The following is a 25,443-nucleotide window of genomic DNA, read 5'->3' as shown; positions in this document are numbered from 1 at the left end:
TACTAATAAGGTATGCCGAATAAAATCGAAGGTGTGAGAACAACAAATATTGGGCATGACAGTTATAGATTGGTGTTTTTTGACGTATGGCGCTTTTGCGCAAATTGGTCTATAATACAAGGTGGATTAATGGATGGAGGAGCAATAATAATGAAACATTTTGATAGATTAGGATTAAAGCATTTTTTAATTGAGGCACTTGAAGCACAGAAATTTACAAGACCAACTGAAATACAGGAACGATTGGTACCTGCTATTCGAAATGGCGAAAGTGCCATTGGTCAATCCCAGACTGGATCAGGTAAAACGCTAGCTTTCTTACTACCACTGATTCATCGAGTTGATCACGAGAAGAATGAATGTCAGGCTGTCATTACAGCTCCTACTCGTGAGTTAGCGGACCAAATTTACAATGAAGCACTAAAGTTAGTTACAACTTTACCTGAAGAAGAAGCGATATCGATTAAGAAGGCTGTAGGCGGTACGGATCGCAAACGTATGATTAGTCGAATGAAAAATACACCTCATATTGTTATCGGAACACCAGGTCGGATCAAGGACCTTGTAGAAGAGCAAGCATTGAGTGTTTTCCCTGCTACAATGCTAGTTGTTGATGAAGCGGATCAAATGTTAGATATGGGCTTTATCGAGGATGTAGATTATATAGCTTCAAGAATGGCAAAAGATTTACAGATGTTAGTCTTTTCTGCTACCATCCCAAAAAGTTTACAACCATTTTTGAAAAAGTATATGGACAATCCGAAGTTTGTTGAAGTGAACGCTGAACAGGTGACGGCTGACAAGGTCGAAAATATTTTTATTCCTGCACGATACCGTGAGAAGAAAGAGCTACTTCTAAACGTTACTAAAGCAATTAATCCTTATCTAGCTCTTGTGTTTACAAACACAAAACAAACAGCTGATGAAGTAGCTGACTTTCTAATTGAAAATGGCCATAACGTTGAACGTTTGCATGGTGGTGTACAAGCACGACAGCGCAAACAAATTATGAAAAAAATACAAGATGCAGAGTGCCAGTACGTTGTGGCAACTGATCTAGCCTCAAGAGGTATTGATATCAAAGGTGTTTCTCATGTTATTAACTTCGAGCTCCCGAAGGACCTTGATTTCTATATCCACCGAGTAGGGCGTACAGCCCGCGCGGGTCAGGATGGAATTGCTTATACTTTAGCAGAGCCATCAGACCAGCAAGCTGTTCAGAAGTTATCTGCAAAAGGGATTCAGATTGAATACAAAGAAGTGAAGAACGGTGAATGGGTGGAAGCGAAACCTGTAACACCTAGAAAGAAACCTACTTCATCTAAACCTGAAGTATTCGTTCCAAAGCCAAAGAAAGTAAAACCAGGATATAAGAAAAAAATGCAGCAAGAACGAGACCGCATCCAACAGAAGCGCGGAAGAAAATAACTCAAAAAACCCTCTTTTACAGGAGGGTTTTTGTTTGCTTTACCTTGTAAAAGGCTCTGTGCTATGATATTGAATGATTAAAGGAAGGAATGAATGTAATGTTGAAAATAGGCTCGCACGTTTCTATGAGTGGAGATAAAATGCTACTAGGTGCAAGTGAAGAAGCTGTTTCATACGGTGCAACTACTTTCATGATTTATACAGGTGCGCCTCAAAACACAAGACGAAAAGCGATTGAAAAGCTTAATATAGAAAAGGGGACAGCTCACATGAAAGAGCACGGGATAAGCAATATTGTCGTGCATGCCCCATATATCATTAATATCGGAAATACAACGAAACCAGAGACATTTCAACTCGGGGTAGACTTTCTTCGGTCAGAAATTGAACGGACTCACGCATTAGGAGCAAGACAAATCGTATTACATCCAGGTGCTCACGTAGGAGCAGGTGCTGAGCAGGGCATTAAGAAAATTATTGAAGGGCTTAATGAAGTTCTAACTGCTGATCAAGAAGTTCAAATTGCGCTTGAAACGATGGCTGGAAAAGGCTCTGAATGTGGGAGAAGCTTTGAAGAACTTGCACAAATTATCGATGGTGTTACTCATAACGAGAAATTATCCATTTGTTTTGACACTTGCCATACCCACGATGCTGGTTATGATATCGTTAATGACTTCGACGGTGTTCTAAATGAATTCGACCGAATTGTTGGGATTGATCGTCTGAAAGTACTTCATGTAAATGATAGCAAGAATGAACGAGGCGCATCGAAAGACCGTCATGAGAACATTGGTTTTGGCTATATCGGTTTTGAAGCGCTAAATAAGGTGATCCATCACGAACAATTGAAGGATATACCTAAAATTTTGGAGACGCCATATGTAGGCGAAGATAAGAAAAACAAAAAGGCACCTTACAAACTCGAGATTGAAATGCTTCGCAACCAGAAATTTGATGAAGAGCTTAAAAATAAGCTAACAACTCCTTAACAAAAAACCGCTTAAGCGGTTTTTTGTTATTCATTGAGAAATGAAAGGATTAACCTGTTAACTTGGGATGCAACAGCTGGACTAACTTCACGACTAATTTTCATCAAGATACGTTTACGTTGTGTTTGGTTGGCGATGTCAATGTTCTCCTGTTTTAGTATTTGAACAATTTTTTTTGCATCTTTTTCAGAAAGTGTGATGCTGTATTGTTTAGAAAGTTGAAGGAGTTCATCAGTAGTTATACGATTCAATTTAAAGTTAACAAGTTGGAGTTGAATAGGATTCATCACGTTGCCCCCTTTGCCTACCTCATACTATGCAGGTCGCTCAATGAAGTGTTCGAAATTACTTTTAATGAACTTCATTGCTTTAAGAAGCTCGTTATTTCTTATATAATATATAAAAAGTATACATAGATTGCCTAGGAGGGCGTAATGCAAAAAAAACAACACAGGAAAGAAAGTAAAACGCACCTGATCTATCGTCTTTTAATGATTATGGTCGGAGCATTTCTTGCTGCCGCAGCTATTGAATTATTTCTTGTTCCAAATCAGTTGATTGACGGTGGTATTATAGGTGTCTCCCTTATTCTAGATCACTTAACCCCCTTCAACTTTGCTATTCTCGTTATTGTTTTAAACCTTCCGTTTATGTACTATGGCTACAAGCAAATTGGTAAAACATTTGCATTCTCAACTTTATTTGGAATCATTGGGCTTGCAGTTTATGAGACGTTACTTCATCATACAGAGCCATTTACAACAGAGCCTATTCTAGGAACCGTTTTTGGTGGGCTTACCCTTGGCCTTGGAGTTGGGCTTGTCATAAGGCATGGAGGTTCAATGGATGGAACTGAAATACTTGGCATCTTGCTAACGAAGAAAATCCCATTCTCCATTGGGGAGTTTGTGATGTTTACAAATATCTTTATTTTCACATGGGCCGGGTTTGTTTTTAGCTGGGAAAATGCGATGTATTCTGTTATGGCTTACTATATTGCATTTAAAACGATCGATACGGTTATTCAGGGTCTCGATGAAACGAAGGCTGTTCTTATTGTGTCTGATCATTATGAGGAAATTTCGAATGCTATTCTGGATCGACTTGGGAGAGGTACGACAAAGCTTATTGGTAAAGGTGGCTACACAGATGAAGAGAAAGAAGTCATTTATGTCGTGATAACGCGCCTTGAAGTAACCAAACTCAAAGGTGTTATTTATGATATTGATACTCAGGCTTTCATTACAATAATGAACACCCAGGAAACAAGAGGTGCAAAATTTAAATCTCCAATCCACTAAGACTCCCTAATAAAGGGGGTCTTTTTTCTTAAGGAAATGGTTTATAAACCGAGCAAAATAGTAGAAAGGTTTGAGACTTAAATGATAGGGTATATACTTAACTGGTGCTCTCCAGCTTTATTAATACCAGTTGAAAAGGAGTGCAAGACTATCAATTTTATTAAAAATCATTTCAAAAAATCTCTGTCAATGATCACTGCTATTGTTCTAACTCTCGTCCTAGCACTAGTTCTCGTTCAATCTCATCTATTCAATGAGCAAGTGGCCGATGCGAAAACAAAAGTCGGGGAATTGGATCAAAAAACATCCAAGAACGATCAGATGAAAACTCAGACAGCTCTAACTAAATTAGAAAATGAAACAGGTTATTCACTTGACCCAGGTTCTGTCAGTGTAGAAGAGTGGAAGAAAGCGAAAGCTTACTCGGAACAATTCTACGATGACAGTGAAGGGAGGTTCAGCAAGAAATGGGGTCTTTTTCTGGCGTATCAATCTATGAAAGTAGATATTGATCCTGCGATTGCATATGAACTTCTAAAAGTGGAAACTGGAAACACATTTGATCCTGAACTAACAGGACCTGAAACGAAATACGGACAAGCCTATGGCATGGCTCAATTTATGACAAACACTGCTCCTTGGATTGCCGACATGGCAGGTATAAACTATTCTGAGGAAAAGTTATTTGATCCTTATTTCTCAATGACTCTCTCAGTCACATACCTTGATTATCTCTATGATAAATATGGCAACTGGGATGAAGCCCTGACTGCATATAATCGCGGCATTGGCGGATTAAAGGCTTATGTATCTGAAAAAGGTACACCTAAAAGCGGCTATTCAGAAGAAATTCAAGAAATGGCAAGCCTTCATGAGTTGTAATCGCACACCTAATAGCACCTTCGTTTCTCTTAGAGAAGCGTAAAGAAATCCCTCATACCTATATAGGTATGGGGGATTTTATCTACAGTTAAATTTATTTACATGCAATTTCATGTGAAAACTCTTTTATCCCTGTAAATCAAAATTTACAAATTGTCATCATATACGGTATACTACATAATGTAAATCGTAATCATTCTTATAAATGGCAGGTTTTGTTTATGACAAATTCTAACACGATCATTGATCTCCAAAACATCTCGTTTCACTATGGAGACGATTATGTTCTTGATGACATTACTTTTTCAATTCCTGAGGGAGCTTTTGTTGGGCTCGTAGGACCAAACGGATCAGGCAAATCAACCTTAATTAAAATCATATTCGGTCTGCTTAAACCTCAAAAAGGATATGTAAACATATTTGGGCAGAAAATTAATAAATTCCATGATTGGAGTAAAATTGGTTACGTTTCTCAAAAAGCCAATAGTTTTAATTCTGGATTTCCTGCTTCCGTATTTGAAGTTGTATCAATGGGACTAACAAGTAAGTTGGGGTTATTTAAGTTTATGAAGTCTAGTCATCGAGATGCAGTACTCGATGCGCTGCAACTTGTTGGAATGAAAGAGTATAGTTCCAGTAATATAGGTGACCTTTCAGGTGGTCAACAACAAAGAGTCTTTATAGCAAGAGCACTGGTGAGTAACCCTGATATTCTTATTCTAGACGAACCAACTGTGGGTGTAGATGCAAACTCCACAAGTGATTTCTATCAGCTACTCGGTAAGTTAAATAAGGATAATGGAATTACGCTACTTCTTGTTACACACGATATAGGAACCATTACAGATAAGGTTACTCATGTAGCATGCTTAAACAAATCGCTTCATTTCCATGGCGAAACGGAGGAATTTGAACAGTTTAATGATCGTGAGCTCTCAGGGTTTTATGGACACCATGTCCACGTTTTAAATCACGATCATGGTCATGGAGGAGTATAAATGATTCAGGCTTTATGGAAATTTGAGTTCTTACAAAATGCGTTTTTGGCAGGAGTTTTAATTGGGATTATTGCACCATTACTTGGTGTGTTTATTGTTGTTAGAAGGCAGGCATTGATTGCAGATGCTCTTTCTCATATTACACTTGCTGGGATTGCAGCAAGCCTTCTTATAGGAAAGTATTCTGCATTTTGGCAAGGGATTAACCCAGTCTACATGGGTATGGCGTTTTCTGCAGCCGGTTCGTTATTTATTGAACAGCTTAGGAAAGTATACAAACATTTTGAAGAATTAGCGATTCCAATTACTTTATCTGGTGGTATAGGACTTGGGGTTGTTTTCTTATCCCTTGCGGATGGATTTAATTCAGATTTGTTCAATTACTTATTTGGAAGCGTAATTGCCATTAGTCGTAATGATTTAATTGCAGTTGCAGTCATTACGGTAGTGGTACTGCTTGTCGTAACATTTCTATATAAGGAATTATTCTTTCTTTCATTCGACGAAGAGCATGCGGTTGTTTCGGGTATAAGAGGGAAATCAATTCAATTTATTTTCATATTACTCGTCGCTTTTGTCATTGCTGTTTCAATGCAAATAGTTGGCGTACTCCTTGTTTCAGCTCTAATGACGCTACCTGTTGCAGCAAGTATTAGAATCGCTAAAGGGTTTAAACAAACGATTGGCTTTTCCATTTTGTTTGGAGAAATGGCAGTACTTGGTGGGCTTGTTCTGGCATATTATCTCGATATCGCCCCTGGAGGCACTATTGTACTATTATCTGCGCTAATTCTTGTAGGCGTTCTTTTATTTAAGCGATTAAAACAAAGGAAATCTTAACATATTTGAGGTGGAAGTATGAATGTATCTACTGCATTGCGGATTCTAAAAGATGAGGGATTTAAATATACAGAAAAACGCGAAGATCTCGTTACACTATTTGCAAAAGAAAAAAGGTATTTATCTGCAAGGGATGTACTCATCCATATGCAAAAAAGCTATCCTGGAATGAGTGTAGATACGATCTACCGAAATCTAACGCTATTTAAAGACCTTGAGATACTAGAAGAGACAGAGTGGAACGGCGAGAAGCGCTATCGACTTAGCTGTTCGACTAATCATCATCATCACCATTTGATCTGTCTGCAATGTGGAAGAACGCGGCAAATTGAATCATGTCCAATGGAAGATATACCTGTAGGCGATTCTGAGTTCAAAGTAACAGGTCATAAATTCGAAGTATATGGAAAGTGCGGAGAGTGTCAGGTACAGTAACGAGGACGGAAGAGCTTATGCTCTTCCGTTTTTGTGATATTGTTGAAGCCAAATCCTTGCTTCTGGCCAAGTATCTAATCGTTTAACACCTAATGGAACCGCGCCCTGATTGTAAGGGGTATTAAAAAGGATAACGGGAATATCGCATTCTTCAGCTATGTCACAAGCATTATCATGTTTATCTTCAAAGAAAACATCGACTTTGTGCTTCTTAATGGAATTTATTTTGTCATGTTTACCTATTAAATCAATGTGATGATACGGCACGCTATTTGTAGTAAACCAATTTCTAGTTGTATCCAGTAAATGATCACCCCTGGCACTTATATAAAACAGTTCGTAATTCCCTTTCCAATCTTCTAATATGGGATGTGCATCTTCAGCTATGATGGCATTTGAATAGATGGTTTCTTCATTGCTTTTCAACCACTCATAGAATTCTTCCTGTGGAATGTCAAGAAGGTTTGCAAGGTTATATTGAGTAATATCTGAAAGAGATAGCTGTTTGTTGAACGAAGAATTTAAGTAAGGAAGAAAAGTTTTTGGACTTGTAACAGTCCCATCAATATCAAGGCCAAGTCGTTTAATTGTCATAAAAGAACTCCTTTATGTTTGTTCTTTCTTCATCATATCATACATTCGAAGCTCATTAAGTTGAAAATTGGCAGTATCTTACTGATGTAAAAAACATATTCTCCCTAGCTCTTACGAATACTAATCATGCTCCACAACATGCTAAAGTGAGGGATGTATATGACAGAAGACAGACATGATGAGGATCTGGATTTCATCGAGGAACGGGAGTTGCACAGCAAGTCTGAAGAGGAATACCTCGAAGAAGCTGCAGCCGAAGTAGCACCAGGTGTATTAGACCGTCCTTATTTGCAGTCGCCTGAAAATGAACGTCCAACTTCTGAGGAGCGTCAAGAACACTTTGAAGCTAAGAGAAAGGAACAGGAAACGACAGGTGTAGGAGTTGGCGTAGCCGCACTAGCTTTATCGATCCTTTCGCTGTTTATTCTACCCGTTATACTTGGAGCAGCGGGTATTGTCGTAGGATTTGTTGCGAGAAGAAAAGGACTCACAACGCTGGGTTCTTGGGCAATTGGTGTCGGTGCCGCTTCAATGATCATCAGTTTATTCTTCGCCCCATTCTTTTAGTCGAAATGCGTTCTAGAAAAAGCCTGACATCCACTGGATGTCAGGCTTTCCTATATAAAGGAAATGGATAATCAAGAATTAGCTTCAGCTTTAGCCTTTTCTTCTTCCATTTTCTTGTAATGTTCTTCAGCTATTTTATCGACTTCTTTTTTAAGCTCTTCGACCATTGTTTCTTCTGGCACTTTACGGATAATTTCACCGTGGCGGAATAATAGTCCTTCACCACGAGCTCCTGCAATACCGATATCTGCTTCGCGAGCTTCACCTGGACCGTTAACAGCACAGCCGAGCACTGCAACTTTGATCGGTGCTTTAATAGTTGAAATGTATTCTTCAACTTCATTTGCAATTGAAATGAGGTCGATTTCAATACGACCACAAGTTGGGCAAGAGATTAAGGTTGCAGCATTGGCTGCAAGACCAAATGATTTAAGAAGTTCTCTTGCTACCTTAACTTCCTCAACTGGATCTGCACTTAGTGAAATACGAGCAGTATTACCAATTCCTTTTGAAAGGATAACGCCAAGACCAGCTGCACTTTTTACCGTACCAGCAAATAGTGTCCCAGATTCAGTAATACCAAGGTGCAGTGGGTAGTCGAATGAACGTGCTGCAAGCTCATATGCCTCAGTAGCAAGGTTCACATCAGAAGCTTTCATTGAAACGATGATATCGTAGAAATCAAGGTCTTCAAGAATTTTGATATGATGCAGTGCACTTTCTAGCATACCCTCAGCAGTTGGGTACCCGTATTTCTCAAGAATTTTTCTTTCAAGAGAACCAGCATTAACACCAATTCGAATGGGGATGCCCTTCTCCTTAGCTGCTTTTACAACTGCCTCGACTTTCTCACGACGACCGATATTACCAGGATTAATTCTGATTTTATCAGCGCCACCTTCAATTGCTTTGAGAGCTAGCTTGTAATTAAAGTGGATATCAACAACGAGAGGAATGTTGATTCGCTTTTTAATTTCTGGAATCGCATCTGCTGCTCGATCATCTGGACAAGCTACGCGGACAACCTGACATCCAGCTTCTTCTAGACGATTAATTTCTGCAACTGTTGCCTCAACGTCATGCGTTTTGGTTGTTGTCATACTCTGAATAATAACTTCATTGTTACCGCCTATTGTTAAAGGACCTACTTTAACAGGTCTAGTTTTACTACGGTGGGTAATTTCATTCATGCGAAAATCGCTCCTTTTACATGTAGGATTGCTTACCTCATGATTTAGATCGCTTTGTATATACTCCCCAATAGGGAATAAGACTCATCTTTATTACTACACCATTGTAGCAACTTTAGAGAGCTATTGACAAGAAATAATGATTGACCGAATCGACTTCAGTATGTTGGGATTCTATATTTCTTTCCGATTTGTATACGGGTGGGTGGGATTTCGTTTAATGTTTCGAAATCGTGAACAATTGTATCAATCGAAACAGGAATCGTCCCGTTTGCTTTTTCAACTAATGAAAGGACTGTATCACCAGCGTTAACTTGATAAACAATGAATGGCTCGTTTTCCTTTTCAATGGGGTTGTCTACTACTGAGACAACAGGGTGAGAGGCTAGAGTACCAGTCGTTAAATCATAATATGTGGTATGAAGGACAAGCAGAAAAAGCGATATAGACAGAAGTTTACGCATAACTTTCACCGCTCTCCTTGAAAGAGTATTTTAGTTCTACTCTATGCTTGTCCATCCATAATATGTCACCTTTCTAGTGGATTTATCTTTTCTTTCATCAAAGGGTCGAGTAAAATAACAGGGAGATGAAGAGTAAAAGCACTCTTTATCAACGGAAGCCTAACGCTAAAAAGGAGATCAAAACATGCTAAAAAAAGTAATTCCATTTATCCTATCTATGTTGTTGATCATGTCTATTATGCCTGTTGTTGCTCTAGCAGATGCTAGTGTTGGAGATGTTATTGTCACTCTTGGAGAAGATTTATCAGAAGATCAAAAGCAGAACTTGTTAGAGGAAATGAAAGCGCCTAAAGATGCAATGACAGTTAGTGTATCGAATGAAGAGGAGCACAAATACCTCGGGGATTATATAAGTAAAGCACTAATTGGAACACGCGCACTATCTTCTTCTTCCATAACAATAGGAGAAAAGGATGCCGGCTTAAGTGTTGAAACGAATAATATTAACTGGGTAACAGATGAAATGTACGCGAATGCACTAATAACCGCGGGTGTGAAAGATGCAGACATCTATGTTACAGCACCAACTGAAGTGTCTGGAACTGCAGCGCTTACAGGGCTTATTAAGGCATATGAACTTAGTTCTGACAAAGTCATTCCTGAAGAACAAAAGCAGGTAGCTAACCAAGAACTTGTTACAACAGCTAAGCTAAGCGATAGTGTTGGTGCAGATAAAGCTACTGAATTAATGACGAAGATCAAAGATGAGATTGCGACAAATCCGCCAGAAACAGAAGAAGAACTTAGAACACTTATCAAGCAAATTGCTAGTGATTCAGGGATTGAACTGACGCAGGATGAACTTGATGGTTTGGTCGCACTATTTAATCGAATGAAGAATCTTGATATCGATTGGGATCAAATGAAGAGTCAATTAGAGAATGCAAGAGAAAATCTTGATGAATTCCTAAATAAAGAAGAAACGCAATCCTTTATTAGAAAGATCCTTGACTTTTTTATTGCACTTATTGATGGTCTAAAAGGAATATTCCAATCTTAACTTAGTAACAAACTGAAACTTTTTGCACTTCTAAACGTAATAGAAGAGAGAAGTGAGAAGTGAGAAGGAGGGAGCGAGGATGGGAATTTTATCGTTACCGATTGTTGGTTTTCTTGTCATTCTAGTTAGTGTGCTCTTCTTATTTGGCGAATTACTCGTCCGTGTAAAAGGGATTTTTGGATTGATTGGAATTCTAATGCTTACATTTTACTTTAGTTTTCATCTTACGTCACTATCATCAATGCTCTGGATGGGGCTTGTCTTTGCAGTAGGCCTTGGTCTGGTTATCCTTGATGGGAAGCTATTAAACGATGGAACGTTTGGATTAATTGGACTCTTGATGATGGTTACTGCTGTTGCTATACCTTCCCCTACTTTCGTTTACGGGCTACTTGTATCAAGTGGGTTCTTGATCGGTACAGCAGGGTCATTTCTTTTTCTACGGGTTTTCAAAGCGCGTTCAATGTGGACTAAAATGACACTAAAGGATCGACTAAGTAGCGAAATGGGCTATAATTCCATGAATGAAGAGTATAAGGGGTTAATAGGAGAAACGGCTATAACGATTACTGCGTTCAGACCAAGTGGTACGATTCGATTAAATGACAAGAAATACAGTGCCATTTCAGCAGGAAACTGGATCAACAAAGATGTTGAAGTCATTATTACGTCTGTTGATGGAACGCGAATCGTTATCGAGGAGCAAAAGGAACAAAGTAAGCGACATCCTATATAAAATGTGTAAGTCCGGATATGAACATTAAGAAGGAGCATTCCAACTTTGCGAATGCTCCTTCTTTGTTGTTAATAAATAAGTTGATCTATCTCTTTCTCTCTTTTAATCAATCGTTCGCTCATTTTTTACACGCTTTTTCGGGAGCGGTATTTCTTTAATCGTTAAGTAAAGAAGCGCAATTGCTACAAACCAGTATAGTAAGAATCCTAATGGTACTGTAGTTTTTAAAGTTGCCATGATAGCAAAAAATAGAGTTGGGATTGTAACTGCATAAACAGAGAGCACCCATAGTTGTTTATAGGATACTTTACGTTTGGATATACTTCTCAATAGTAAACCGATTGTGGCAAGAACCGTAATGCCAATAAACTTAAGGCCAGTTTGAAATAAATAGACAACAAAGATAAGTAATGGAATAAAGATTGGCAGCAGACTATCAAGGTTTTGAGAAAGTTCACTCACATCCTGTTTGGTAAGTGTCATCGTGCTGAAATTACTATAATCAAACTCCTGTTTTGTACCAGCATCATTTACTATAATTCGATCTTCTAAAAAGGCGATGGCTGAATTAAATTCTAAAACGTCATCAGGTTTAGTTTCTCCAGTCGCATCGAATATAAAAGTTTGCCCATCTTTATTTCGTACGAGCGGTTCTGATTGTTCAGAGGTTAGCTTACCATCTTCCAATGTAAATTCAGGCACATCTGACATGTGCGTTTTAAGCTCATCATAGGCATTTGTAAATGAAACAGCCGTGATGATCCCGACTGGTACAGAAGTAATTAGCATAAGCAGAAATACATAAAAAATAGGCTTTCCAAGCTTCTGGAACCGAAAGCGAGCCATCATCTTTGGTGAAAATAAACTGTAATAGAGTTGTTTAAAAACGTTCAAATCATAATCTCCTCTCCATCTGGGGGGTCTTCCCTCCAAAACCAGTTTAGCTTAAATTGGCGGATGGGAACAATAAGGTTGTTGAAACTTTTCTGAAACAATTTTGATATATCAATAATATATTTACAAATCTATATTAACTCTTTACAAAGGGGGTATCGATGTAGATAATAGACAAGGGACTTTGTTGAGTATTGTCGAAAAAATAAATCTAGGTGCAAGGGGTTGAAATGATGGAACTCAACGTTCAGGAGATGATCTTTCAGTTTGTGGGAGGTCTAGGTATATTCCTGTTTGGACTTAAGTATATGGGAGATGGCCTTCAACGATCAGCTGGCGATCGCTTAAGAGACATTCTTGATCGGTTTACAACAAATCCGTTTATGGGTGTTCTCGCTGGTGTAATTGTAACGATTCTGATTCAAAGTAGTTCAGGAACAACAGTTTTAACCGTTGGACTTGTTAACGCAGGGTTCATGACGTTAAAACAAGCGATTGGTGTTGTAATGGGAGCTAATATCGGAACAACCGTTACCGCTTTTATAATTGGTTTTCCTATTAAAGATTACGCACTACCGATTATCGCTGTAGGTTCTTTATTAATTTTCTTCTTTAAGAATAAGAAAGTTAATTACGCTGGCCAAATCGTATTTGGTTTCGGTGCATTATTCTTTGGACTTGAACTCATGAGTTCGGGTATGAAACCATTACGTAGCTTGGAAGCTTTCCAGGAGCTTACTGTTAATATGAGCTCAAACCCATTATTAGGGGTTGTTATTGGTACTGTATTTACTGTGATTGTACAAAGTTCAAGCGCAACAATTGGTGTGCTCCAAGGACTCTATTCTCAAAACGCTCTCGACCTTCAAGCTGCATTGCCAGTCTTGTTCGGTGACAATATTGGGACAACGATTACTGCAGTACTAGCTTCTATTGGTGCATCTGTAGCAGCCAGACGTACAGCTCTTACTCACGTAATCTTTAACTTAATTGGTACAGCGATTTTCTTGATATTCTTATTCGCGTACACGCCGTTTATCGAGTACCTTAGGGATTCGTTAAACTTAACTCCTGAGATGACGATTGCTTTTGGACACGGAATCTTTAATATCACAAATACAGTAATTCAGTTTCCATTTATAGCTGGACTTGCAATTCTTGTGACAAAGATTATTCCTGGTGAAGATTCAACCATTGAATACAAACCAAAGCACCTTGATCCAGTATTTATTGAGCGTTCTCCTTCTGTTGCACTTGGACAGGCTAAAGAGGAAGTTATTCGTATGAGTGAATTTGCTTATAAAGGCGTTAAAGAAGCGTCAAACTATTTAACTTCTAGAAGCCAGAAAAGTGCTGAGAAAACAGTTCAATATGAAGAAGCAATCAATAACCTGGATAATAAAATAACAGACTACCTCATTCAGTTGTCTGCAACATCTCTTTCTGGTGAAGAATCAACTAGACATGGCATGTTAATGGACTCTGTTCGTGATATTGAGCGAATTGGTGATCACATGGAAAACATTGTAGAACTCGTTGATTATCAAATTAGTAACAAAGTCAAAATGACTGAATTAGCAATGAATGACTTAGATACCATGTTTAATCTTACACTTTCAGCTCTTCAAGAAGCATTTGATGCACTTGATAAGTGGGATGTCGATAAGGCACAGGAAGTCGTTAAACTCGAAGATAAAATTGACAAAATGGAAAGAACACTTCGCAAACAACATATCCTTCGCTTAAATGAAGGCGAATGTACTGGAAGCGCAGGAATCGTATTTGTCGACATTATCAGTAACTTAGAACGTATTGGTGACCACGCCGTTAATATTGCGGAAGCTGTAATTGGCGAAGAATAAAGATTTTTAGATGGAAGTAGGGAATTCCCTGCTTCCATTTTTTAATGGGGTTTTTATTTTTATAGAAGGAAAAAAACTGTGAGTATATAATAGAAGGAAGAGGTGGTGAAAAAATGGAAATTTTATTCTGGTCATTAATTAGTGTTGCTTTTATAGTGGCTTTCGTGGGATTAATTTATCCCATTATACCTGCTGTGCTATTCGTATATATAGGGTTTGTTTTGTACGGTGTGTTTTTTGAATTTGCCCCTATGACGATTTATTTCTGGATTATTCAGATCCTGCTTACTGTTTTATTGTTCGTAGCAGATTATGCAAGTAACTTATTCGGCGTAAAGAAATACGGAGGTTCAAAAGCAGCAATATGGGGAAGTACAATTGGGTTGTTAATTGGACCCTTTATCATTCCGTTTGTTGGAATCCTACTTGGGCCATTTATAGGAGCTGTAGGAGCAGAATTAGTTATTCACCGTAAATCGTTTAAAGAATCTGTACAAGTTGGAGTAGGGTCACTTCTTGGATTTCTAGGAGGAGCATTAATGAAAGGTGTTCTTCAAGCAATCATGGTGATTGTCTTCTTGATATATGTAATATAACTTGGAGTTCTTGATGAGTAAAAGAAAGAATGGTATAGTGTTTTCAGAATTAATTTTGGATGAGCGAAATAAATTTTAAATAAGTTATTGACGCTTCAATTCCTGATATGGTATATTAGTTCTTGTCGTTAAGAAATATTCCACAGTAGCTCAGTGGTAGAGCTATCGGCTGTTAACCGATCGGTCGTAGGTTCGAATCCTACCTGTGGAGCCATATGGCGGTGTAGCTCAGCTGGCTAGAGCGTACGGTTCATACCCGTGAGGTCGGGGGTTCGATCCCCTCCGCCGCTACCATGTATTTTCATACGACACACAGTGGCGGTTGTGGCGAAGTGGTTAACGCACCGGATTGTGATTCCGGCATTCGTGGGTTCAATTCCCATCAGCCGCCCCACTTTATTACATAAGGACCCTTAGCTCAGCTGGTTAGAGCTGACGGCTCATAACCGTCCGGTCGCAGGTTCGAGTCCTGCAGGGTCCACCAAATGAATATCGGAGGAATACCCAAGTCTGGCTGAAGGGATCGGTCTTGAAAACCGACAGGGGCTTAATCGCCCGCGGGGGTTCGAATCCCTCTTCCTCCTCCATTTTTAACTTTCAAAGTTAAAAACAGTACACTTATTCTTATCGTCGCGGGGTGAAGCAACGAGCGTTACATCATTGAAACAGCAACGAGTTGTTTCGACGGATACGCATCGGAGCATAATCTTGTAGAGGAAGAAACAGTGCGCTGCATAATGAAGCAGGCACAGCATATATTTATTCATATCGTCGCGGGGTGGAGCAGTTCGGTAGCTCGTTGGGCTCATAACCCAAAGGTCGCAGGTTCAAATCCTGCCCCCGCAACCAATTATAAATTCTGACTACGTCGAATACACTTCAGCGTTAGAATTTAATGGTAGTGCCACATGGTGCAACCAATTATAAATTCTAACTACGTCGAATAAGTTTCTACGTAAAATTTTTAATTCGGAGTCCCTTTAGGCACAATCTAAACTCATATCTATGTGCTATTTCTCACAAACGTAAATGTACAATATATAAATACTGATTCCATTGTGAAGAGATTAACATATTGGTTTTGAAGTATAAGTACATACAGCAATTACACGTTATACATTCCTCGGCTCTGTAGCTCAGTCGGTAGAGCAGTGGACTGAAAATCCACGTGTCGGCGGTTCGATTCCGTCCGGAGCCACCACTTAATAAAGATCCCACTCGCCAATATGGCGAGTTTTTTTGTAGCATTTTATGCTTAGATGTTTAATTTTAAATTTAGCGGGGAAAATCTATATGTGTTGCGGGAATTCAAATGTTTATTATTTGAAAACCCATGACAAATCTGCTACTGTAAACTTGTGACGTTATCATGTCCATGTGACGGGATTCCCGTCGTGACAGCAAGTTACATATTATTTTAAGGAGGAGATTCACAATGGCTAAATTTGAACTACCAGAACTACCTTACGATTACAACGCACTAGAACCACATATTGACGAAGAAACAATGAAGATCCACCACGACAAGCATCATAACGCATATGTAACAAAATTGAATGGTGCACTAGAAGGTCACGAAGACCACGCATCTAAGAGCCTTGAAGATCTTCTTGGTAATCTTGATGCTCTACCTGAAGGCATCCGTACTGCTGTTCGAAACAATGGCGGTGGCCATGCTAACCACTCACTTTTCTGGCAACTTCTAAGCCCAAATGGCGGCGGAGAGCCATCTGGTGACCTAAGTGAAGCAATCAAAAAGAAATTCGGTAGCTTTGAAAGCTTCAAAGAAGATTTCGCTAACGCTGCTGCAGGACGTTTCGGCTCAGGCTGGGCATGGCTTGTAGTTAAAGGCGGAGAACTTGAAGTAACAAGCACACCTAACCAGGATACGCCTGTAATGGAAGGTGTAACTCCTATTCTAGGTCTTGATGTTTGGGAGCATGCTTATTATCTTAAGTATCAAAACAAGCGTCCTGATTACATCAGCGCATTCTGGAATGTTGTAAACTGGGATGAAGTTGCTAAGCGTTACGAAGCAGCTAAATAATAAAAGCTTATTGGTTAACCCCGACAACTCTGTTGTCGGGGTTTTTAGTATTCAATATGAACAGAGATCGAACCAAAAGTATCCATTGCCTTTTCAATGACCAAATCTGTAATAGTTGAACCGTCTTCAAAGTCGTAATTACTTAATATAAGGATTTGTCTTTCCGACATGGTAATAGTAAGTTCATCCATTCCTTTATTGATGATTGTTGTATGAAGATTGTTATGAAGTTCATAAGGGCTGTTCAGTTGAATAAGTACTTCTTCCAACCTTTTAAGAAAATGATTTCGAACTTCAGGAATGATTGATTTGTGTTGGTGTATAAAGCAGAACATGTCATATCCCCTTTCAAAAACAGTTTATCCTTTTTGAAACATCCGCATAACGAGCAGGAATTAATACAAAATAAGGGTGGATGAAAAAAGGGGAGTTTGTTATGAAAGTCATTAAACACATGATTGGTGATATAGAAGTAACAAAAGACTTATTGTTATTACTTACAATCGGTGGTTTATATGCATTGAGCATCGCGCTCTCAAACACGTTTGTAAATGTATACCTGTGGAAACAGTCCGGTGAATTTACCGATATAGGTATTTATAATCTTGCAGTTGTTATTAGTCAGCCGTTGACCTTTATTCTGGCTGGTAGGTGGGCAAAAAAAATGGACAGGGTAATTGTATTAAGGATAGGCGTAATATTTCTTGCGCTTTTCTATATTACGGTCCTAGCTCTAGGTCAGAATGCAAGTCACTTACTCATCTTACTAGGTGCATTACTTGGCATTGGTTTTGGCTTTTATTGGCTCGCTTTTAATGTGTTAACATTTGAGATTACCGAGCCAGAGACAAGAGATTTTTTTAACGGGTTTCTAGGACTACTTACATCCTTTGCAGGGATGATTGGACCGATTTTCGCAGGATTTGTTATTTCAAGTCTTGAAGCATTTACGGGTTATAAAGTGATTTTTGGGGTTTCACTTGCTTTGTTTTTTGCAGCAGTAATCTTAAGTTTCTTCTTGGAAAGACGTTCTGCAAAAGGCACACTTTCATTCAGACGGGTCTTTCAAGAAAGAAAAGCGAATTCAGATTGGTTAAACATATTGCATGCTCACTTCTTCCAAGGAATTAGAGAGGGAACTTTTATTTTCATTATTGTCGTGCTTGTCTTTATCACAACTGAAAGTGAACTCGCTATCGGAACGTTCGGACTTGTAAATTCTGCAGTGGCCTTTCTTGCGTATTACTTGGCAACACGACTGATTAAACCACGCTTTAGAAAACAAGCTATATTATATGGTGGGATCATCCTTTATGCCTCAGTTTTTCTTCTTATATCTGATTTAACTTTTGGGAAACTGCTTGTGTATGGAATATGTATTTCTCTTGCTTATCCATTACTCCTTGTACCATATATTTCGTTAACGTATGATGTCATCGGGAAGGCTTGGAATGCAGCTGAAATGCGAATTGAATATATTGTCGTTCGAGAGGTATACCTCAACTTGGGAAGAATTGTTTCTATCATCCTTTTTCTAATCGCTGTTTCTTTATTTAACGATGAGAAAAGTATACCAATTTTATTGTTAATTGTAGGTGCGGGTCACTCGTTCATTTACGTGTTTATTAGAAGACTCAAAAGCAAACCAGTTACCAAAACAGAATCACCTCCTGAAGTGTTACAATAGCTCCTTAGTCCCTTTACTTTTGGAACACCAGTAAGTATAGTTAGGAGAAGAGATTACAGAGGGACACCTGTCTGGAACAGGTGTCTATATGTGTTGGAGGGGAGTTTATCTTGAAACATAATAAAAAGAAAAGCCATGTTCCGTTCCGGCTTAATATATTGTTTCTATCCGTTTTTCTATTGTTCTCAACGTTGATCCTGCGATTAGGAGTTATTCAAATCGTGAATGGTGAAGAATATCAGCGTGTGTCTGAACAAACAGAAAATGTTACTGCAGAATCGACTGCACCACGAGGTAAAATGTATGATCGATATGGGCGGGTACTTGTTGATAATAATCCAGAATTCGCGCTTACATATATTCGTACGCAAAATACGAAACAAGCTGAGCGGCTAGAGTTAGCAAAGAAATTAGCTGGTTATATTGAAAAAAATACTGACGATGTGATTGATCGAGACTTGAAAGATTATTGGATCATTGCCAATCCTGAAGAAGCAAAAGCAAAATTAACAGAAAAAGAATGGGAAGAGATGGAGTCTAGTGATGCCTATCAGCTTCAAATCGAGCGCATTACAGATAAAGATCTAAACACCATTAAAGACAATCCTGCTGAATTGGAAGTAGCAGCGATTAAAAGAGCGATGGATAGTGGATATGCACTTTCTTCCCAAACCATCAAAGTTGGTTTAACAGAAGATGAAATCGCAAAGATTAGTGAAAATCTTGGAGAGCTTCCAGGCGTGGAAATTCAAGCTGATGCGACACGAGAGTATCCGTATGGAGACACCCTTCAAACAATCTTTGGTAATGTTGGACCTATTCCACGGGATGAACTGAGTTACTATGGATTAAGAAACTATGAACGAAACGATCAAGTTGGGATTAGCTATCTTGAGAAAGAATATGAAGAATATTTAAAAGGACAAAAAGAAAAGCTTACTTACGTTACTGATAAATCTGGAGAGCCAATCGGTGAGCCAGAAGTGATTGAAGGTAAGAGAGGAAATGACCTTGTTCTGTCGCTGAATATTGAATTGCAACAGGAAGTAGAGAAGATTCTTGATGAAGAGTTGCGTGATGCCAGACAGTATGGAGCTACTCGTGGTTATGTAGTCATGATGAATCCAAAAACTGGCGAAATCCTTTCCCTTGCAGGTAAGGAATATAGCAACGGTAGATTAAAGGACCGCACTTTTGGAGTCATTGGTGACGCATATGCAATGGGGTCGACTGTTAAGGGTGCTACCGTATTAACGGGTTATCAGTATGATGTAATTAACCCAGGGAGGATGCTTGTTGATGAACCATTGTATTTCCCAGGAGGATTAAGGAAGGCGTCCTATACTCCTAAGCCAATGGGATCTATCTCAGATCTTGTGGCTTTACAAAGATCTTCAAACGTTTATATGTTTAGAATTGCAATGATGATGGCTGATTATGATTACGTTCCAAGACAAAGAAATTCATACAATGTCTCAGCTTATGGTCAGATGAAAGAGTCATTTTCTCAGTTTGGACTTGGTGTTAAAACAGGAATTGACTTGCCAGGTGAAGGAACGGGCTTAGGTGGAAATGTGCAAGAGGTAGGTAATATTCTTGACTTTGCGATTGGCCAGTTCGATACGTACACACCAATGCAAATGGCTCAATACATTTCTACAATTGCAAACGGAGGATACAGAGTGGAACCGCACCTCCTAAATGAAGTTCATGAACCATCAGCAGATGAAGGATTGTCGAACACTATTCTTTACCAAAAAACGCCAAAAATTATGAACAAAATCAAAATGAGTGATAGTGAAGTGGCTCATGTTCAAAAAGGCATGTGGATGGTCATGAATACACGCGATGGAACAGCAGGAACGAAATACCCTTATTTCCAAAGCAATAAATACGTTGCAGCTGGTAAAACGGGTACTGCGCAAATTGGAAAAGATGAAGGATACAACCTTACCCTTGTAGGTTATGCCCCTTATGGTGATAACCCTGAAGTAGCTTTCTCAGTCGTCGTTCCAGATGTAAACGACTCAGATTCTGGTAAAGTAAACAAAAAAATCGGAGGACGTATTCTTGACGCATACTTCGATTTAAAAGATGAAGCCAAAAAGCCAAAAACTTCTGAAGAAGAAGGTACAGAAGAAGATACGAATTAAGAAAACCGCTGAAGAGCGGTTTTTTTATTTGTTAAGGGATACATTAAAGAAAGATGCATCTCTAAATATTAAGCGATTTATAAGTGCTGAATGTGTACAAAATAACCTATATCCCCAAAAAAAGACAATTTAAAACGTTTTCCTTCAAGCCTTTACAATTTCTTTACATTCGGTTTATATGTCATTAATATCTGGGCTGTATTCTAAGACTTGTGATCGAGAGATGGGTAACGGCATCTCGCGAAACACAGTACAAACATCCATTTAGGGGGAAATTACATGAAGTTCAAAGGCATTATGCTCATGCTAGTTATGTCGATGGTATTAGTTTTCGCAGCAGCTTGCGGAAATAATAGCGGAGGCAATGGTAATTCTAACAACAGCGAAGGATCTTCTGATCAAGTATCTGGAGATGTGTTAATGGACGGATCTTCTACAGTATTTCCAATCATGGAAGCTGTTGCTGAAGAATACGCCTCTGCACAGCCTGATGTAAAAGTTAGTGTTGGAGTATCTGGTTCTGGCGGTGGATTTGAGAAATTCGCAGCTGGTGAAACAGACATGAGTAACGCTTCACGTCCTATTAAAGAAGAAGAAGTGAAAGCACTTGAAGAAGCTGGTATTGAATTTACTGAATTTGAAATCGCTAAAGATGGTCTTTCTATAGTTGTAAACTCCGAGAACGATTGGGTAGATCAATTGACAATTGAAGAGCTTCAAAAGATTTGGACAGGCGAAGCGACAATGTGGAGCGATATTAACTCTGAATGGCCGAAAGAAAAGATTGAATTGTTTAGCCCTGGTACTGACTCAGGTACGTATGACTACTTTAATGAAGTTGTACTAGATGAGCAGCAAATGAATAAAGAAGCAACACTTTCTGAAGATGATAACGTACTTGTAAATGGTGTAACTGGTTCTAAGAATGGTATGGCATTCTTTGGTTATGCTTACTACCTTGAAAATAAAGATAGCCTTAACGTAGTTCCAATCGTAAATGGTGACGGTGAAGCAGTTGAGCCTAACGCTGAAACAATCCAAGATGGAACATACGAGCCGCTTTCACGTCCATTGTTCACTTATGTGAAACACTCTTCTGTTAAAGATAATCCTGCAGTAAATGACTTCGCTAAGTATGCACTTGAAAATGCTGGTGACATGGCTGAAGCTGTTGGTTATGTAGCACTTCCTGAAGAGAAGTACACTGAATCATTGGACAAGTTAAACGAAATCGCTGGTAAGTAATATTAAACGGAAACAGATTAGTGAGGAGTTAAATCTCCTCACTTTATCCTGTTTTGCTCTTTTGTGAGGGGGAGTAATATATGCAAGGGTCAGTACGTCAGATGATAAAAGATAAAAAAGAGAAACAACAGTCTCGTTCAAAAATCGTAGAAAAACTCGTGCCAGGGTTTTTACTTCTTTGTGCGATCATTTCTGTTTTAACGACACTTGGAATTGTATTTACACTGATTGTTGAAACGATCACGTTCTTTAGCCAAGTATCTGTTATTGAATACTTTACAAGTAAAGACTGGTATCCATTCTTTGAAAGTGATCCGGACTATGGAATTTGGCCATTGATTTCTGGAACTCTTTTAATTACAGGTATCGCTATGTTAGTAGCAGTTCCATTTGGACTTGGAGCAGCCATTTATTTGAGTGAGTATGCAACTGATAGAGTAAGACGAATCATTAAACCGATTCTAGAAGTTTTAGCGGGTATTCCTACAATTGTGTATGGTTTCTTTGCTTTAACCTTTGTCACTCCTGTTTTGCAGAATTTTATTCCAAGCCTTCCGGTGTTTAATGCACTGAGTCCAGGTATCGTAATTGGTATCATGATCATCCCTATGATTGCTTCTCTTTCAGAGGATGCGATGAGTTCAGTACCAAATGCGATTCGTGAAGGAGCGCTTGGTTTAGGTGCTACTCGTTTTGAAGTTGCTGTTAAGGTTGTTCTTCCAGCAGCACTATCAGGAATTATCGCTTCAGTTGTACTTGCCATTTCTCGTGCAATTGGTGAGACGATGATTGTAACAGTAGCAGGTGGAGCAACACCGAAACTTACGTTTGATGTAACAGAGTCTATCCAAACAATGACTTCTTACATTGTACAAGTAAGTCTTGGGGATGCAGGGTTTGGAACAACGATTTACTACAGTATTTACGCTGTTGGTATGACATTGTTCTTATTCACACTCATCATGAACCTTGTTGCTCAATATATTTCTCGTAGATTCAGGGAGGAATACTAATGCAATTAGTTGATCAGGCAAAAGTTAAAAGTAGAATGCAAACTAGGCTCAAACAAAATAAAGTTCTTAAAGGTATTTTCTTTGGAACAACTATTTTTGCACTTGTGGTTCTTGTTATATTGCTATATCGGATATTGACTCAAGGAATTGGTTATCTAGACTTACAGTTCTTCCAAAACTTCGCTTCCAGGTTCCCAGAAAAAGCTGGGATTAAAGCAGCCTTTTTCGGATCTTTATGGCTAATGGCCGTAATTGCTCCAGTGTCATTGATACTTGGGGTAGGAACAGCGATTTACCTAGAGGAATACGCAAAGAAGAACCGATTTACGACATTTATTCAAATTAATATATCGAACCTCGCAGGGGTTCCATCTATTGTATTTGGTTTATTAGGACTAACTGTATTTGTAAGAATGCTTGAGATGGGTAGAAGTGTTCTTGCAGGTGGGTTAACGATGAGTTTGCTAATCTTACCAATCATTGTAGTAGCTGCTCAAGAAGCAGTTCGCTCTGTACCGAAAGAATTACGTGAAGCATCTTATGCAATGGGTGCAACAAAGTGGCAAACGATTAGAAGGGTTGTCTTGCCGGCTTCTATTCCAGGGATTTTGACTGGTGGAATCCTAGCATTATCAAGAGCGATAGGTGAAACAGCTCCACTTCTTATGATTGGTGCACTTACGTTTGTTGCGTATCTACCAGAGAATTTATTATCTGGATTTACGGTTATGCCAATTCAAATATTTAACTGGACAAGTCGTCCGCAAACCGAATTCCATGATGTTGCTGCAGCTGGTATAATTGTTTTATTAGCAATGCTTCTTATCATGAACTCAATTGCGGTCCTAATTCGAAATAAATTTTCAAAACGATTATAAGAGAATAGATGCTCTCATCATCAAGTAAAGGGGATTTTGATCATGAAGACAATTATGGATGAAAAGAAGGTTGTAAAAGCTCCTCGTCCGGAAGAAACAAAAAAAGAAGGCAATACAGTCTATAGTATCGAGAATTTTAACCTGTGGTACGGGAAGGATCAGGCGCTTAAGGATATTAAATTTAACATTCCTGAGAAGCAAGTTACAGCGATCATCGGTCCTTCAGGTTGCGGTAAGTCTACGTTTATTAAAGCACTTAACCGTATGGTTGAAATGGTGCCTATTGTAAAAATGTCTGGTGACATTAACTATCGCGGGAAAAACATTTTTGATAATAAGTACAAAGTAGAAGACCTTCGTACAAAGGTTGGAATGGTTTTCCAGAAACCAAACCCATTCCCGAAATCAATTTACGAAAATGTTGTTTACGGTCCAAAGATTCATGGCATTAAAAACAAGAAGGTCCTTGATGAAATTGTAGAGAAAAGCCTAAAAGGTGCTGCACTTTGGGAAGAAGTTAAAGATCGTTTAAACGAGAATGCATATGGACTTTCTGGTGGTCAACAACAACGCCTATGTATCGCACGCTGTCTTGCGATTGAACCAGATGTTATTCTTATGGACGAACCAACTTCTGCGCTTGACCCAATTTCAACACTAAAAGTAGAAGAGCTTGTACAGGAACTGAAAAAGGAATTTAGTATTATCATTGTGACGCACAACATGCAGCAGGCTGCTCGTATCTCTGATAAGACTGCATTTTTCCTAAATGGAGAGGTTGTGGAGTTCTCTGACACAAATCAGTTGTTCTCAAACCCAACTGACAAGCGTACAGAAGACTATATTACAGGTCGTTTCGGTTAATATTACTCGGGGGTGAGCATACATGGCAGTTAGAGAGAATTTTCAGGAACAACTAGATGAAATTAAATCACAGCTACTAGAACTAGGTTCTTTAGCGCAAATTGCTGTTGATGAAGCAATTACAGCACTTAAAGATCAAAATGTTGATAAGGCACTAGAGATCATTGATAACGACTACAAAATCAATCGACTTGAAGAAGAAATCAACGAAAGAGCGATCTGGCTTATTGCTAAAGAGCAGCCTCTTGCCACAGACCTTAGACGATTAATTTCAGCATTGAAAATTACGACTGATGTCGAGCGCGTTGGAGATCTTGCAGTTAATATTGCGAAGTCGATTATCCGTATTGGTGATAAACCTTTTGTTAAACCAATTGAAGAAATTCCAGCCCTCGCTCAAAAAGCGAATAATATGCTTAGAGAAGTACTTGCTTCATTCTACGATGAAGATGTAAACCAGGCGATGGCTGTTGCAGACGCAGACGATGAGATTGATAACATGTATGGTCGCCTTGTTAAAGAATTGCTTGAACTGATGACAAAGCATCCTGAAAGTGTTAGCCAAATTCAGCAGCTTTCCTTTATTTGTCGCTATATCGAGCGGATTGGGGATCACTGTACGAACATTTCAGAAAGTGTCATTTATGTTGTTAAGGGCAAACGTTATGACCTTAATGCTTAATAAAGAAGTTAGCCACATTCCATCTGGGATGTGGT

General features: G+C 38.8%; 26 protein-coding genes and 7 tRNA genes. 27 read left to right on the top strand and 6 right to left on the bottom strand.

Annotation, left to right across the window (positions count from 1 at the left end):
- The first annotated feature begins 150 nt into the window (after positions 1–150).
- On the top strand, positions 151–1,428 hold the full coding sequence (locus tag JI666_RS06120; protein WP_206889864.1) for a DEAD/DEAH box helicase: 1,278 nt from the start codon (positions 151–153) through the stop codon (positions 1,426–1,428).
- A 98-nt stretch (positions 1,429–1,526) separates the two neighbouring features.
- Positions 1,527–2,420: a deoxyribonuclease IV gene (locus tag JI666_RS06115; RefSeq protein WP_206889862.1), complete on the top strand. Its 894-nt coding sequence runs from the start codon at positions 1,527–1,529 to the stop codon at positions 2,418–2,420.
- A 26-nt stretch (positions 2,421–2,446) separates the two neighbouring features.
- On the opposite strand, the gene JI666_RS06110 is transcribed toward JI666_RS06115, so the two are convergent.
- Positions 2,447–2,707, bottom strand: a complete 261-nt coding sequence (locus JI666_RS06110; protein WP_206889861.1) for a DUF2624 family protein — start codon at positions 2,705–2,707, stop codon at positions 2,447–2,449.
- Positions 2,708–2,854: 147 nt separating this feature from the next.
- Here JI666_RS06110 and JI666_RS06105 point away from each other — a divergent pair, with 147 nt between their 5' ends.
- From JI666_RS06105 to JI666_RS06085, 5 genes are all read left to right on the top strand, one after another.
- The gene (locus JI666_RS06105; RefSeq protein ID WP_206889860.1) at positions 2,855–3,721 is read left to right on the top strand and encodes a YitT family protein; all 867 of its coding nucleotides are present in this window, start codon (positions 2,855–2,857) and stop codon (positions 3,719–3,721) included.
- Positions 3,722–3,910: 189 nt separating this feature from the next.
- A complete protein-coding gene (locus tag JI666_RS06100) occupies positions 3,911–4,603 on the top strand; it encodes a lytic transglycosylase domain-containing protein (RefSeq protein ID WP_286170617.1) in 693 nt (230 codons plus the stop codon).
- A 221-nt stretch (positions 4,604–4,824) separates the two neighbouring features.
- Positions 4,825–5,601 (top strand): metal ABC transporter ATP-binding protein, encoded by a 777-nt coding sequence (locus tag JI666_RS06095; protein ID WP_206889859.1) that lies wholly within the window; start codon positions 4,825–4,827, stop codon positions 5,599–5,601.
- Positions 5,602–6,441 (top strand): metal ABC transporter permease, encoded by an 840-nt coding sequence (locus JI666_RS06090; RefSeq protein WP_206889858.1) that lies wholly within the window; start codon positions 5,602–5,604, stop codon positions 6,439–6,441.
- 18 nt (positions 6,442–6,459) lie between these two features.
- Positions 6,460–6,876, top strand: coding sequence for a Fur family transcriptional regulator (locus JI666_RS06085; protein ID WP_206889855.1), 417 nt, complete (start codon positions 6,460–6,462; stop codon positions 6,874–6,876).
- Between the two features lie 15 nt (positions 6,877–6,891).
- Here JI666_RS06085 and JI666_RS06080 read toward each other — a convergent pair whose 3' ends face one another.
- Positions 6,892–7,470, bottom strand: coding sequence for a hypothetical protein (locus tag JI666_RS06080; RefSeq protein ID WP_206889852.1), 579 nt, complete (start codon positions 7,468–7,470; stop codon positions 6,892–6,894).
- Positions 7,471–7,629: 159 nt separating this feature from the next.
- Between JI666_RS06080 and JI666_RS06075 the strand changes: the two genes are divergently transcribed.
- Complete coding sequence (locus tag JI666_RS06075) at positions 7,630–8,037, top strand: DUF4190 domain-containing protein (RefSeq protein ID WP_286170616.1); 408 nt, start codon at positions 7,630–7,632, stop codon at positions 8,035–8,037.
- A gap of 71 nt (positions 8,038–8,108) precedes the next feature.
- On the opposite strand, the gene ispG is transcribed toward JI666_RS06075, so the two are convergent.
- The gene (gene ispG, locus JI666_RS06070) at positions 8,109–9,227 is read right to left on the bottom strand and encodes a flavodoxin-dependent (E)-4-hydroxy-3-methylbut-2-enyl-diphosphate synthase (protein WP_206889850.1); all 1,119 of its coding nucleotides are present in this window, start codon (positions 9,225–9,227) and stop codon (positions 8,109–8,111) included.
- 158 nt (positions 9,228–9,385) lie between these two features.
- Positions 9,386–9,691 carry a protein YqfZ gene (gene yqfZ / locus JI666_RS06065; protein ID WP_206889848.1) on the bottom strand — a complete coding sequence of 102 codons (306 nt, stop codon included), beginning with the start codon at positions 9,689–9,691 and terminating at the stop codon, positions 9,386–9,388.
- 184 nt (positions 9,692–9,875) lie between these two features.
- Here yqfZ and JI666_RS06060 point away from each other — a divergent pair, with 184 nt between their 5' ends.
- Together JI666_RS06060 and JI666_RS06055 are read left to right on the top strand one after the other, a co-directional pair.
- Positions 9,876–10,751: a DUF1002 domain-containing protein gene (locus JI666_RS06060; protein ID WP_206889846.1), complete on the top strand. Its 876-nt coding sequence runs from the start codon at positions 9,876–9,878 to the stop codon at positions 10,749–10,751.
- A 79-nt stretch (positions 10,752–10,830) separates the two neighbouring features.
- Positions 10,831–11,487 carry an NfeD family protein gene (locus JI666_RS06055; RefSeq protein WP_206889845.1) on the top strand — a complete coding sequence of 219 codons (657 nt, stop codon included), beginning with the start codon at positions 10,831–10,833 and terminating at the stop codon, positions 11,485–11,487.
- A gap of 102 nt (positions 11,488–11,589) precedes the next feature.
- Here JI666_RS06055 and JI666_RS06050 read toward each other — a convergent pair whose 3' ends face one another.
- The gene (locus JI666_RS06050) at positions 11,590–12,381 is read right to left on the bottom strand and encodes a DUF1189 domain-containing protein (protein ID WP_206889842.1); all 792 of its coding nucleotides are present in this window, start codon (positions 12,379–12,381) and stop codon (positions 11,590–11,592) included.
- Between the two features lie 233 nt (positions 12,382–12,614).
- Here JI666_RS06050 and JI666_RS06045 point away from each other — a divergent pair, with 233 nt between their 5' ends.
- From JI666_RS06045 to JI666_RS06000, 10 genes are all read left to right on the top strand, one after another.
- Positions 12,615–14,243, top strand: coding sequence for a Na/Pi cotransporter family protein (locus tag JI666_RS06045; RefSeq protein ID WP_206890390.1), 1,629 nt, complete (start codon positions 12,615–12,617; stop codon positions 14,241–14,243).
- A gap of 113 nt (positions 14,244–14,356) precedes the next feature.
- The gene (locus tag JI666_RS06040) at positions 14,357–14,839 is read left to right on the top strand and encodes a DUF456 domain-containing protein (RefSeq protein WP_206889840.1); all 483 of its coding nucleotides are present in this window, start codon (positions 14,357–14,359) and stop codon (positions 14,837–14,839) included.
- 139 nt (positions 14,840–14,978) lie between these two features.
- Positions 14,979–15,053, top strand: a tRNA-Asn gene (locus JI666_RS06035).
- Positions 15,054–15,056: 3 nt separating this feature from the next.
- A tRNA-Met gene (locus JI666_RS06030) sits at positions 15,057–15,133 on the top strand.
- A gap of 24 nt (positions 15,134–15,157) precedes the next feature.
- Positions 15,158–15,233 (top strand) — tRNA-His (locus tag JI666_RS06025).
- Positions 15,234–15,246: 13 nt separating this feature from the next.
- Positions 15,247–15,323, top strand: a tRNA-Ile gene (locus JI666_RS06020).
- 10 nt (positions 15,324–15,333) lie between these two features.
- Positions 15,334–15,426: transfer RNA gene (locus JI666_RS06015), tRNA-Ser, on the top strand.
- Positions 15,427–15,611: 185 nt separating this feature from the next.
- Positions 15,612–15,688: transfer RNA gene (locus JI666_RS06010), tRNA-Met, on the top strand.
- A 276-nt stretch (positions 15,689–15,964) separates the two neighbouring features.
- A tRNA-Phe gene (locus tag JI666_RS06005) sits at positions 15,965–16,040 on the top strand.
- A 234-nt stretch (positions 16,041–16,274) separates the two neighbouring features.
- Positions 16,275–16,886 (top strand): superoxide dismutase, encoded by a 612-nt coding sequence (locus JI666_RS06000; protein WP_136947550.1) that lies wholly within the window; start codon positions 16,275–16,277, stop codon positions 16,884–16,886.
- A 44-nt stretch (positions 16,887–16,930) separates the two neighbouring features.
- Here the strand turns inward: JI666_RS06000 and JI666_RS05995 are convergent, their stop codons facing one another.
- Positions 16,931–17,221, bottom strand: a complete 291-nt coding sequence (locus JI666_RS05995; RefSeq protein WP_206889837.1) for a hypothetical protein — start codon at positions 17,219–17,221, stop codon at positions 16,931–16,933.
- A 101-nt stretch (positions 17,222–17,322) separates the two neighbouring features.
- On the opposite strand from JI666_RS05995, the gene JI666_RS05990 reads away from it, so the two are divergent.
- The 7 genes from JI666_RS05990 (at position 17,323) to phoU (ending at position 25,408) form a co-directional block, all read left to right on the top strand.
- Complete coding sequence (locus JI666_RS05990) at positions 17,323–18,573, top strand: MFS transporter (protein ID WP_206889835.1); 1,251 nt, start codon at positions 17,323–17,325, stop codon at positions 18,571–18,573.
- A 110-nt stretch (positions 18,574–18,683) separates the two neighbouring features.
- On the top strand, positions 18,684–20,726 hold the full coding sequence (locus JI666_RS05985) for a peptidoglycan D,D-transpeptidase FtsI family protein (protein ID WP_211201443.1): 2,043 nt from the start codon (positions 18,684–18,686) through the stop codon (positions 20,724–20,726).
- Between the two features lie 279 nt (positions 20,727–21,005).
- Complete coding sequence (locus JI666_RS05980; RefSeq protein ID WP_206889832.1) at positions 21,006–21,971, top strand: PstS family phosphate ABC transporter substrate-binding protein; 966 nt, start codon at positions 21,006–21,008, stop codon at positions 21,969–21,971.
- An 80-nt stretch (positions 21,972–22,051) separates the two neighbouring features.
- The gene (gene pstC, locus JI666_RS05975) at positions 22,052–22,984 is read left to right on the top strand and encodes a phosphate ABC transporter permease subunit PstC (RefSeq protein WP_206889830.1); all 933 of its coding nucleotides are present in this window, start codon (positions 22,052–22,054) and stop codon (positions 22,982–22,984) included.
- The gene (gene pstA / locus JI666_RS05970) at positions 22,984–23,862 is read left to right on the top strand and encodes a phosphate ABC transporter permease PstA (protein ID WP_206889827.1); all 879 of its coding nucleotides are present in this window, start codon (positions 22,984–22,986) and stop codon (positions 23,860–23,862) included. The genes pstC and pstA overlap by 1 nt, the downstream gene beginning before the upstream one ends.
- A 54-nt stretch (positions 23,863–23,916) precedes the next feature.
- A complete protein-coding gene (gene pstB, locus JI666_RS05965) occupies positions 23,917–24,726 on the top strand; it encodes a phosphate ABC transporter ATP-binding protein PstB (protein WP_206890388.1) in 810 nt (269 codons plus the stop codon).
- 22 nt (positions 24,727–24,748) lie between these two features.
- A complete protein-coding gene (phoU, locus tag JI666_RS05960; RefSeq protein ID WP_206889825.1) occupies positions 24,749–25,408 on the top strand; it encodes a phosphate signaling complex protein PhoU in 660 nt (219 codons plus the stop codon).
- The last annotated feature ends 35 nt before the right edge of the window (positions 25,409–25,443 follow it).

This window comes from Bacillus sp. NTK071 (genome assembly GCF_017303315.1).
In the GTDB taxonomy this organism is placed as follows: domain Bacteria; phylum Bacillota; class Bacilli; order Bacillales; family Guptibacillaceae; genus Guptibacillus.
This window is presented reverse-complemented; position numbering and strand designations above follow the sequence as displayed.

Coding starts and splice junctions, on each gene's coding strand:
- JI666_RS06120 (WP_206889864.1), top strand. CDS start 151: ATGAAACATTTTGATAGATTAGGATTAAAGCATTTTTTAATTGAGGCA.
- JI666_RS06115 (WP_206889862.1), top strand. CDS start 1,527: ATGTTGAAAATAGGCTCGCACGTTTCTATGAGTGGAGATAAAATGCTA.
- JI666_RS06110 (WP_206889861.1), bottom strand. CDS start 2,707: ATGAATCCTATTCAACTCCAACTTGTTAACTTTAAATTGAATCGTATA.
- JI666_RS06105 (WP_206889860.1), top strand. CDS start 2,855: ATGCAAAAAAAACAACACAGGAAAGAAAGTAAAACGCACCTGATCTAT.
- JI666_RS06100 (WP_286170617.1), top strand. CDS start 3,911: ATGATCACTGCTATTGTTCTAACTCTCGTCCTAGCACTAGTTCTCGTT.
- JI666_RS06095 (WP_206889859.1), top strand. CDS start 4,825: ATGACAAATTCTAACACGATCATTGATCTCCAAAACATCTCGTTTCAC.
- JI666_RS06090 (WP_206889858.1), top strand. CDS start 5,602: ATGATTCAGGCTTTATGGAAATTTGAGTTCTTACAAAATGCGTTTTTG.
- JI666_RS06085 (WP_206889855.1), top strand. CDS start 6,460: ATGAATGTATCTACTGCATTGCGGATTCTAAAAGATGAGGGATTTAAA.
- JI666_RS06080 (WP_206889852.1), bottom strand. CDS start 7,470: ATGACAATTAAACGACTTGGCCTTGATATTGATGGGACTGTTACAAGT.
- JI666_RS06075 (WP_286170616.1), top strand. CDS start 7,630: ATGACAGAAGACAGACATGATGAGGATCTGGATTTCATCGAGGAACGG.
- ispG (WP_206889850.1), bottom strand. CDS start 9,227: ATGAATGAAATTACCCACCGTAGTAAAACTAGACCTGTTAAAGTAGGT.
- yqfZ (WP_206889848.1), bottom strand. CDS start 9,691: ATGCGTAAACTTCTGTCTATATCGCTTTTTCTGCTTGTCCTTCATACC.
- JI666_RS06060 (WP_206889846.1), top strand. CDS start 9,876: ATGCTAAAAAAAGTAATTCCATTTATCCTATCTATGTTGTTGATCATG.
- JI666_RS06055 (WP_206889845.1), top strand. CDS start 10,831: ATGGGAATTTTATCGTTACCGATTGTTGGTTTTCTTGTCATTCTAGTT.
- JI666_RS06045 (WP_206890390.1), top strand. CDS start 12,615: ATGGAACTCAACGTTCAGGAGATGATCTTTCAGTTTGTGGGAGGTCTA.
- JI666_RS06040 (WP_206889840.1), top strand. CDS start 14,357: ATGGAAATTTTATTCTGGTCATTAATTAGTGTTGCTTTTATAGTGGCT.
- JI666_RS06000 (WP_136947550.1), top strand. CDS start 16,275: ATGGCTAAATTTGAACTACCAGAACTACCTTACGATTACAACGCACTA.
- JI666_RS05995 (WP_206889837.1), bottom strand. CDS start 17,221: ATGTTCTGCTTTATACACCAACACAAATCAATCATTCCTGAAGTTCGA.
- JI666_RS05990 (WP_206889835.1), top strand. CDS start 17,323: ATGAAAGTCATTAAACACATGATTGGTGATATAGAAGTAACAAAAGAC.
- JI666_RS05980 (WP_206889832.1), top strand. CDS start 21,006: ATGAAGTTCAAAGGCATTATGCTCATGCTAGTTATGTCGATGGTATTA.
- pstC (WP_206889830.1), top strand. CDS start 22,052: ATGCAAGGGTCAGTACGTCAGATGATAAAAGATAAAAAAGAGAAACAA.
- pstA (WP_206889827.1), top strand. CDS start 22,984: ATGCAATTAGTTGATCAGGCAAAAGTTAAAAGTAGAATGCAAACTAGG.
- pstB (WP_206890388.1), top strand. CDS start 23,917: ATGGATGAAAAGAAGGTTGTAAAAGCTCCTCGTCCGGAAGAAACAAAA.
- phoU (WP_206889825.1), top strand. CDS start 24,749: ATGGCAGTTAGAGAGAATTTTCAGGAACAACTAGATGAAATTAAATCA.